Consider the following 9,020-nt stretch of genomic DNA (forward strand, 5'->3'; position numbering starts at 1 on the left):
CGGGTGAACAGGGCCGAGCCATGCGCACGCGGCAGGAAGTGCGTCTCCGCCTCGATCGGGCGGATCTGCGTGGTGGTGCGGCCGTCGATGCGCTTGCCGTCCTTGAGGATGGCGGTGCGGACGATCTCGGCTTCGAGCTTCTTGGTCAGCTTGATGCCGGCCATGACTTCCTGCGGCGACAGGCCGTCCTCGGCGAACTGCGCCTTCGCCTTCGCGCGCGCTTCGTTGAGCGCGTTCGAGCGGGCCGACTTGTCGGTCAGCTTGTAGGCGGCAGTGATGTCCTTGCCGATCAGCTTCTTGATCTTGTCCTTGAGCTTGGCGTTGTCGTCGCCCGAGGCGATGACCCAGGGCTCCTTGGCCGACTGCTCGGCGAGCTTGACGATCGCCTTGATCACTTCGCGGCACGCGTCGTGCGCGAACAGCACGGCGCCGAGCATGATCTCTTCCGAAAGCTCCTTGGCTTCCGATTCGACCATCATCACCGCGTCATAGGTAGCGGCGACGACGAGATCGAGCTCGCCCTCGGCAACCTGCGCGTCGGTCGGGTTCAGGATGTACTCGCCACCCACGTAGCCGACGCGGGCCGCGCCGATCGGGCCCATGAACGGCACGCCCGAGATGGTGAGCGCTGCCGAAGCGGCGACCATCGACAGGATGTCCGGCTCATTCTCGCCGTCATACGAGAGCACCTGCGCGATGGCGTTGATCTCGTTGTAGAAGCCCTCCGGGAAGAGCGGGCGGATCGGGCGGTCGATGAGACGCGAGACCAAAGTCTCCTTCTCGGTGGCGCCACGCTCACGCTTGAAGAAACCACCCGGGATGCGGCCGGCGGCCGAGAACTTTTCCTGGTAGTGGACGGTCAGCGGGAAGAAGTCCTGGCCTTCCTTCACGCTCTTGGCGGCGGTGACCGCGCAGAGAACCACGGTTTCGCCGAGCGTCGCGATCACCGCGCCGTCGGCCTGGCGGGCAACCTTGCCCGTTTCGAGAGTCAGCGTCTTGCCGCCCCACTCGATCGATACAGTTTTCTTGTCGAACATTTTGGTTCCTTCACTCCCCGCGCCCTATGCGCGAGGGGCCTATGAGTGAGCCGTTCTTGGCTCGCAGGGGCTGACCGGATTGCCAGCCGCCTCGTCACCCCGGACTCGTTCCGGGGCCCACCTCTCCACCAGTGCCCAGCGGGCGGTGGATCCCGGAACAAGTCCGGGATGACAAAAGGGGCGGCCCGGTGGACCGCCCCCGTTTGTCACTTGCGAAGCCCGAGCTTCGCGATCAGTGCATTGTAGCGCTCGGCGTCCTTCTTCTTCAGATAGTCGAGGAGCGAGCGGCGCTTGTTGACCAGCATCAGCAGGCCGCGGCGCGAATGGTTGTCCTTGGCGTGGCTCTTGAAGTGCTGCGTCAGGTTCTGGATCCGCTCGGTGAGGATCGCGACCTGGACTTCGGGGCTGCCGGTGTCGCCGCTGACGCGGGCGTGTTCCTGGATGAGCGCTTCCTTGCGCTCCTGCGTGATCGACATGTGTGTTCCTTCGACATCGTCTTACAGGTTGAAGCCGCGCACCACCCGGATCGATCCGGCCAGAGCCTCCACCAGCGCGACGGGAGTGTCCTCCAGCAGCGCGAAATATTGGCCATCTTCGGCGGCAATCCCGGCCAGAACCTGCCCCTGGCGGAGCAGCCCTGCCTGACCGGGCGTGAGGGATAGAGCCGGGATGTCGTCCAGCCCCGCCCTCAACGGCAGGAGCAATGTTTCAAGCCGCCGGCCCTTAGCGGCATCCGCCAGTTTGTCCAGCGAAATCGCGTGATCCAGGGTGAAGGGGCCGGCCTTGACGCGGCGGAGCATGGTGACATGCCCCACCGTCCCCAGCGCCCGCGCGATATCGCGCGCGAGGCTGCGGATATAGGTGCCCTTGGAGACATGCGCCAGGAGGGTGGCCTCGTCGTCGCCCGCATCCTCAAGCGACAGGGCGTGGATCGTCACTGCCCGTGTCGCCAACTCGACCGTCTCGCCGGCGCGGGCGAGGTCATAGGCGCGCTCGCCGTCGACCTTGAGCGCCGAATAGGCGGGCGGCATCTGGTCGATCGGCCCGGTGAAGCAGGGCAGCACCGCCTCGACTTCGGCCCGCGACGGCCGCACCGGCGAGGTCTCGACCACCTTGCCCTCGGCGTCGAGCGTGTCGGTCTCCTCGCCGAAGCCGATGGTGAAGGCATAGACCTTGTCGCTATCGAGCATCCGCCCGGCGAGCTTGGTCGCTTCGCCGATCGCCACCGGCAGCACGCCCGTCGCCAGCGGATCGAGCGTGCCGCCGTGGCCGACCTTGAACTTGCCGTAGCTGCCCTCGCGCAGCGCCCGCTTGACCGCGCTCACCGCCTGCGTCGAGCCGAGCCCCACCGGCTTGTCGAGGATGATCCAGCCATGCATGCCTTTGCCTTTGGCGCAATCAGCCCAGGATGTTCAACGATCCGAGCAGCGACGTGGTGATCGCCGTCGCAAGCGCGCGCACGAAGCGGCCGATGACGTCGAAGTCGGGCGAGAGGCTGGGCAACACCACCAGCATCAGCATCAGCAGCGGGAAGCCATAGGGCGCGAGCTGGCTGAACTCGCGCGACGCCTTTGGCGGCAGCAGTCCCTCGAGTACATGCGCGCCGTCGAAGGGATAGATCGGCAGCATGTTGAACACGGCGAGGAAGATGTTGATCTGGACGAAGTTGAAGAGATTGTCGGCAAGGAAATTCGTCGCCGGGTTGATCGCGCCGCCCTTCATCACGCCGAGCAGCAGCGCGAGCAGGCCGACCGAGACGGTGCCGAGGAAGAAATTGGTCATCGGCCCGGCGAGCGACCACAGCGCCTTGTCGAGCCTGGGATTGCGGAAGCGGCTCGTGTCCGTCGGCGAGGAGCGCGCCCAGCCGAACACCGGCGCGTGGATCAGCACCAGCACCAGCGGCAGCGCGAGCGTGCCGATCGGGTCGACGTAGCGGCGCGGGTCGAAGCGCGCGAGGCCGGCTTCGGCGAGGCTGTTGTCGCCGAGCATCCGGGCCGCAGTGTCGTGCCCGACTTCATGGAGAACGATCGCGACCACCAGCGGCACGAGCCAGGTGGCAAGCGAATAGACGAAATCGGTCAGTGACTTTCCCCCCGGGACTGGTCCGCCGACGCTATAGGCCCGGGCCCGCGGCGGCGCCAGTCTCGGTCTTTTAGGCCGCCTTCTTGGCCTTCTTGGGCTTTTCGGGCGGCGGTGCGCTCGTCACCAGGCTGGTGATGAAGCAGCGCTCGCCGCCGGCGAAGATCGTGTCGCCGCGCGACAGCGAGGGACCGCCGCCGAAGGTCTTGAAGCCGACCTGGAAGGCGAAGTCGAGGTTCTCGCAGCGCGGTACGAACTTGGCATAATACCAGTTGCGGCGATTGTCCTCGAGGTAGACGCCTTCGCCGTTGCGGTCGGGCGTGAAGGTGCGGATGCCGCCATGGGTGGCGAAGGGGATCGACGTCTCGGTGCCGGGCGGCCGCGGCGCGGGCTTGTGGCCGGAGCCTTGCGCCAGGGCGGGGCTCGCGATGATGAGGGCGGGAATCAGGGCGGTCAGGGTCTTGCGCAACATTGGCCTTCTCCTTTCGGGGCCTATTTTGGTTTCGATGTCGCGCGCCGCTATCATACCTTGGCTGTACCGAAGCTGAAGCGCCGCCGCTCAGCGAAGCGTGACGCCGCGCGGGCTCGGCCTGTCGCCCCGGTCGCCGACCGGGAAGGAAACGGATTGCGAGGCGCTGCCGCCGGACGACCACCGGTCGCGGCGCAGGCCTGCGGGCGGCGAGTCGCTGTAGGTCAGCTGGGCGATCCGGCACTTGTTGGGGCCCGCCTCGCGCGGGAAGGAAATCGTGGTGCCCGCCGCGATCCGCATCTCGCGCGAGCGTTCGAAGCCCATGATCGGCGCGCGCGACAACGCTTCGCACCGCGCCTCGAAGCGTGCGAGATACCAATGGTTCCGGCGATCGCGCAGATAGACGGCAGATCCATCGGGCAGCGCGACGAATTCGCGGAAGAGGCCGCCGAGCGAGGTGTAGGGGATCGTCGCGGGCGCCCCGATCCGCGGAACCTCGATCTGGCGGGGGACCGGAGCGGAGAGGAAGAGCGCGGGAAGCGCGATCGCGAGCATCATGGCCATGAGATCACCCCTTTTCGTTTCATCGACGGCTCAACAGTCCTCCGCCGTTGATGAACGCAGCATGAAATGTTTGCGACAGAGCGCGACATAGCGTTCGTTGCCGCCGACTTCGCGCTGCGCGCCTTCGCGCACCGCCCTGCCTTCCGCGTCGACGCGCAGGTTCATCGTCGCCTTGCGCCCGCATTCGCACACCGACTTGATCTCGACGAGCGAGTCGGCGAGCGCGAGCAGCTCGGCCGAGCCTGGGAAGAGCCGGCCCTGGAAATCGGTCCTGAGACCATAGGCGAGCACCGGGATGCCCAGTTCGTCGGCGAGCCGCGCGAGCTGGCGGACCTGGCCAGGCGAGAGGAACTGCGCTTCGTCGACGAGCACGCAGGCGAGCGGGACGGGCGCGTGCTGGGCGGCGGCGATCGCGAACAGGTCGGTCGCTTCGTCGAACGGCGTCGCCTCCGCCTCGATGCCGAGCCGCGAGTCGATCACGCCATGCCCGCTGCGGTTGTGGATCGCCGCGGTGAACAGCAGCGTGCGCATGCCCCGCTCGCGATAGTTGAAGTCCGCCTGGAGCAGCGTGGTCGATTTCCCCGCGTTCATCGAGGCGTAGTAGAAATAGAGCTTGGCCATGGCGTCGCTTACCGTCCCGGCGCGGTCGTGGCGAGCCGGTGCGCTACCGTTGAACCCGTGTTTCCGGCGTGAGATAAACGCGCAGGCTTTCGAGACTCAATCAAGGAGACAGCCCTTGGCCACGGCTCAATCGGAAACGCCCAGGTCGACTCGCGACCTCTACCCGGTGGCTATCCTCGAGGATCGCTATGGCGGCGGCTATAGCGGCGGCAAGTGGATCGCGGTTGCGTGCGCCGACGAAGGATTTGGCCTGGAACCCCTGTCGCGTGTCGACTGGATGCTTCAGAACGGGCCGCACGGGAATGATCTCGACGCCGCCGGGTTCTGGAGTAATCCGCCTACTTGGGTCGCGGTGGGGTCGACACCCGACGGCGCTCTCGAAGCGTTGGCTCAGCGCATGAACGTCCGAGACTAGGGCACCCTGAGGATGGCCCGGCATCGGTTCAGTTCTCTTCCCCCTCGCCCAGGTCCCGCGCGACGCTGGGGTCGCGGAGCAGCCGGTCGATATGGGTCCCTTCGTCGAAGCTCTCGTCCGCCAGGAACTTGAGCTTGGCGGCGTATTTCATCTTCACGCGGTGCGCGACTTCGCGCTGGAGGAAGGCGGTGTTGGTGCGCAGCGCCTTGAGCACGGCTTCCTCATCCTTGCCAAGCAGCGGCTTCACGAACACCGTCGCATGCCGCAGGTCCGGCGACATCCGCACCTCGGTGACCGACACCATGTGGCTGGCGAGCGTCTCGTCATGGACTTCGCCGCGCGCCAGGATGTCGGAGAGGATGTGGCGCACCTGCTCGCCAACGCGGAGCAGGCGGACCGAACGGGTCTCGGGTGTCTCATTGTGTCGCATCGGCCCCCTGTAGAGAGGCCGATGCGGATTGGCGAATCAGGCCAGCGCGGGCACCGGAGTAGCGGTGCGCCGGCGGCGGAGCATGCCGCCGGCCAGCGCAAAGCCGCCGAGCATCATCGCCCAGGTCGCCGGCTCGGGCACCGCGCCCGGGAGCGCGAAGCCCGAGGGCACGTTGGACACGCCGGGGCTGAAGGTCAGCGTGTACCCCGGCGAGGAGCCGCTGAAGTGGAAATAGGGGTCGGCGGTCGCCATGCCATAGGCATAGCCGCCGGCGGCACCGGTCAGGACGTAGCTGCTGATGTTCGCGTCGAGCCGGACCTGGAAGATCTCGCCGGGGTGCACCAGGAAATCCTGGGTGTAGTTCAGCGTCTGCCCGAAGCCGGTGATATCGCTGTAATAGACGCCGTCCGAGAAGTTGCGGGCATAGTCGTTGACCGTCATGCCCTGGTCCTGGAAGAAATTCAGCGAGACCCTCGCCGAGGCGCTGACACCCGAATCGGGTTCGCCCGGAGGCGCGCCGGCGTTGCCCGAGATCGTGGCGTAGAGATCGGCGAGCAGGATCAGGTCGACGTTCGCGTCGTAGGCGCCGCTCACCTGCACCCAATACCACATCGTACTGAACGCGCCGGCATTCTCGCCCGGCGCCGAATAGGCGATCGACTTGGCATAGGGCGTCTCGGTGGGTGTGCCCGGGCTCATCGTCGCAGTGGTGTTGCCCGCGCTGATCGTGCCCGCGGTAGTGCTGTAGTGGAGGTCCTCGGTCGGCGTGCCGCCGACATTGTGGTCCCAGACGACGCGGCTCGAATATTGCGGATCGGGCGGCGTCGGATCGGCGCAGGCCGGCGTGGCGACGGCGAACAGGAGCGCGCAGCTGAGCGCGCCGGCAATCAGGCGATTCATGAAGCCCCCTCTTCGAATCAGACGGGGAGGTTCTTAACATGACTGATCGGTCTGTTAAGTAACTTCGATCAAGGGATGCGATCTGTCCCGCTGGGGGACAGGCTACCCCCGTCGCGCCATCGCGCCTTCCATCACGCGGCCGGTGAAGGTGCCGCGCGCGACCAGCGCGCCGCGCTCGTCGAACAATTCCGCTTCGGTGACGGCGATCGTCTTGCCCAGGCTCACCACGCGCGCCTTGCCGACGAAGCGGCCGGGTCGCGCGGGCTTGAGGCAGACCACGTGGAAGTCGATCGTCGGCGCATAGACCGCGCCCTGGGTGGCCGAGAAGAGCGCCGGGCCCTGGGTGTCGTCAAGCATCGCGGCGAGGAAGCCGCCCTGCACGGTGCCGCCGGGATTGAGGAAGCGCTCGTCGGCGACGAAGCCGATCTCGATCGTCTGCGCCGCGACGTCGACCGCGCGGACGTGCCAGCCGAGCAGCCGGGCGGAGGAGGGGGTGGGAAAATCATCGAAGATCGATTCCATTCCCGCCCCCGCTCAACCCCGGCTAGAGCGTGCGCTCGCGCATCTCGACCTCGAACGTCTCCAGATAGTCGCCCGCCTTGATGTCGGTGAAGTTCTGGCTGAACGTCACGCCGCATTCGAGGCCCGCGCGCACTTCGGGGACGTCGTCCTTGAAGCGGCGCAGCGACGCGATCTCGCCCTGGTAGATGATGACGTCCTCGCGCGTGATGCGCGCCTTGAGCGCCTTGCGGATGACGCCGTCGGTGACGAGCAGGCCCGCCGCCTTGCCGTGCTTGCCCGCCGAGAAGACTTCCTTGATCTCGGCGCGGCCGACCACGGTCTCGAACGCTTCCGGCCCGAGCTGCCCCGCCATGCCGGCGCGAATCTCGTCGGTGAGCTCGTAGATCACGTCATAATATTTGAGCGCGACCTTGTTGCGCTCGGCGATCTCGCGCGCCTTGGCATTGGGGCGGACGTTGAATCCGATGATCGGCGCGCCGCTGGCGCCCGCGAGCGACACGTCGCTCTCGGTAATGCCGCCGACGCCCGAATGGAGCACGCGCGCCTTGATGTCGTCGGTCGAGATCTTGTTGATCGCGGCGACGATGGCTTCGATCGTCCCCTGGGTATCGGCCTTGACCACCAGCGGATATTCCATCGCCTGCTTTTCCTTGAGCGCCGAGAACATGCTCTCGAGGCTCGCGGGGGCATTGGTGGTGCGCTTCTGCTGGATCACGCCCGCACGATATTCGGCGACTTCGCGCGCGCGCGCCTCGTTCTCGACCACCTGCAGCGGATCGCCCGCCATCGGCACGCCCGAGAGGCCGAGCACTTCGACCGGAGTCGCGGGCCCCGCCTCCTTCACTTGCTGGCCCTTGTCGTTGACCAGCGCACGCACCTTGCCGCTTTCGGCGCCGACGACGAACACGTCGCCGACCTTGAGCGTGCCGCGGTTGACCAGGATCGTCGCCACCGGGCCGCGGCCCTTGTCGAGCTTGGCCTCGACCACCGTGCCCTCGGCGGGGCGATCGGGGTTGGCGCGAAGCTCCATCAGCTCGGCCTGGATCTGGATCTTCTCGACCAGGTCGTCGAGGCCGATCTTCTTGAGCGCGGAGACTTCGACGTCCTGCGTCTCGCCGCCCATCTCCTCGACCTGCACGTCATGCTCGAGCAGGCGCTCGCGCACGCGTTGCGGATTGGCGCTGTCGAGATCGATCTTGTTGATCGCCACGATCATCGGCACGCCGGCCGCCTTGGTGTGGTTGATCGCCTCGATCGTCTGCGGCATCAGCCCGTCGTTCGCCGCCACCACCAGCACCACGATGTCGGTGACGTCGGCGCCGCGCGCGCGCATTTCCGTGAACGCCTCATGGCCCGGCGTGTCGAGGAAGGTGATCTTCGACTTGTCCTTCAGCGTCACCTGATAGGCGCCGATGTGCTGGGTGATGCCGCCGGCCTCGCCCTTCACCACGTCGGTGCCGCGCAGCGCGTCGAGCAGCGAGGTCTTGCCATGGTCGACATGGCCCATGATGGTGACGACCGGCGGGCGCGGCTGCAGCGTCTCCGCCGCATCGGCCTCGGCCTCGACCAGGTCGACGTCGCTCTCGCTCACGCGCTGGATGTTGTGGCCGAACTCGGTCACCAGCAGCTCGGCGGTGTCCTGGTCGATCGTCGCGTTGATCGTGACGGGCATGCCCATCTTGAACAGCGCCTTCACCAGGTCGGCGCCCTTCTCGGCCATGCGGTTGGCGAGCTCCTGCACGGTGATCGCCTCGGGCACCACCACGTCGCGGACCTGCTTGGCCTGCGCCTCGCGCGGGCCGCCCATGTGGCGGCGATGTTCCTTCTCGCGCGCGCGCTTGAGCGCAGCGAGGCTGCGGGCGCGCGCGCCGTCGTCGCCGCCGAGCGCGCGATTGACGGTGAGCTTGCCCGACTGGCGCCGGTCGTCGGTCTTGCGGTCGCGCTGCTGCGGACGCGCCGGCTCGGGGCGCTTGGGCGCGAGCC

11 protein-coding genes and 1 pseudogene are annotated in these 9,020 nt (G+C 67.0%); 1 reads left to right on the forward strand and 11 read right to left on the reverse strand.

Annotated elements, in window-relative coordinates; genetic code table 11:
• The 7 genes and pseudogenes from J7495_RS20005 to J7495_RS20035 all read right to left on the reverse strand — a co-directional run.
• Positions 1 to 1,037 (reverse strand): annotated as a pseudogene (locus J7495_RS20005) (polyribonucleotide nucleotidyltransferase); the annotation flags it as partial.
• A 206-nt stretch (positions 1,038 to 1,243) separates the two neighbouring features.
• Positions 1,244 to 1,513, reverse strand: a complete 270-nt coding sequence (rpsO, locus tag J7495_RS20010; RefSeq protein WP_294058743.1) for a 30S ribosomal protein S15 — start codon at positions 1,511 to 1,513, stop codon at positions 1,244 to 1,246.
• Between the two features lie 21 nt (positions 1,514 to 1,534).
• Entirely contained in the window at positions 1,535 to 2,416 is an 882-nt protein-coding gene (gene truB / locus J7495_RS20015; RefSeq protein ID WP_294058744.1) for a tRNA pseudouridine(55) synthase TruB, read from the reverse strand.
• A 19-nt stretch (positions 2,417 to 2,435) separates the two neighbouring features.
• Positions 2,436 to 3,074 (reverse strand): site-2 protease family protein, encoded by a 639-nt coding sequence (locus tag J7495_RS20020; protein ID WP_294058745.1) that lies wholly within the window; start codon positions 3,072 to 3,074, stop codon positions 2,436 to 2,438.
• Positions 3,075 to 3,189: 115 nt separating this feature from the next.
• The gene (locus J7495_RS20025) at positions 3,190 to 3,588 is read right to left on the reverse strand and encodes a DUF6491 family protein (RefSeq protein ID WP_294058746.1); all 399 of its coding nucleotides are present in this window, start codon (positions 3,586 to 3,588) and stop codon (positions 3,190 to 3,192) included.
• An 87-nt stretch (positions 3,589 to 3,675) separates the two neighbouring features.
• Positions 3,676 to 4,149: a hypothetical protein gene (locus J7495_RS20030; RefSeq protein WP_294058747.1), complete on the reverse strand. Its 474-nt coding sequence runs from the start codon at positions 4,147 to 4,149 to the stop codon at positions 3,676 to 3,678.
• Positions 4,150 to 4,179: 30 nt separating this feature from the next.
• A complete protein-coding gene (locus tag J7495_RS20035; RefSeq protein ID WP_294058748.1) occupies positions 4,180 to 4,770 on the reverse strand; it encodes a thymidine kinase in 591 nt (196 codons plus the stop codon).
• 115 nt (positions 4,771 to 4,885) lie between these two features.
• Between J7495_RS20035 and J7495_RS20040 the strand changes: the two genes are divergently transcribed.
• The gene (locus J7495_RS20040) at positions 4,886 to 5,185 is read left to right on the forward strand and encodes a hypothetical protein (protein WP_294058749.1); all 300 of its coding nucleotides are present in this window, start codon (positions 4,886 to 4,888) and stop codon (positions 5,183 to 5,185) included.
• 28 nt (positions 5,186 to 5,213) lie between these two features.
• Here J7495_RS20040 and rbfA read toward each other — a convergent pair whose 3' ends face one another.
• The 4 genes from rbfA to infB all read right to left on the reverse strand — a co-directional run.
• The gene (gene rbfA / locus J7495_RS20045; protein WP_294058750.1) at positions 5,214 to 5,615 is read right to left on the reverse strand and encodes a 30S ribosome-binding factor RbfA; all 402 of its coding nucleotides are present in this window, start codon (positions 5,613 to 5,615) and stop codon (positions 5,214 to 5,216) included.
• 36 nt (positions 5,616 to 5,651) lie between these two features.
• Entirely contained in the window at positions 5,652 to 6,515 is an 864-nt protein-coding gene (locus J7495_RS20050) for a PEPxxWA-CTERM sorting domain-containing protein (RefSeq protein WP_294058751.1), read from the reverse strand.
• 102 nt (positions 6,516 to 6,617) lie between these two features.
• Positions 6,618 to 7,037, reverse strand: coding sequence for a PaaI family thioesterase (locus J7495_RS20055; RefSeq protein WP_294058752.1), 420 nt, complete (start codon positions 7,035 to 7,037; stop codon positions 6,618 to 6,620).
• Positions 7,038 to 7,059: 22 nt separating this feature from the next.
• Positions 7,060 to 9,020 (reverse strand): translation initiation factor IF-2 (infB, locus tag J7495_RS20060; protein WP_294058753.1); only part of this gene is annotated, 1,961 nt, incomplete at its 5' end.

Origin of the sequence: Sphingomonas sp. (genome assembly GCF_017745215.1) — a bacterium.
Lineage (GTDB): Bacteria > Pseudomonadota > Alphaproteobacteria > Sphingomonadales > Sphingomonadaceae > Sphingomonas.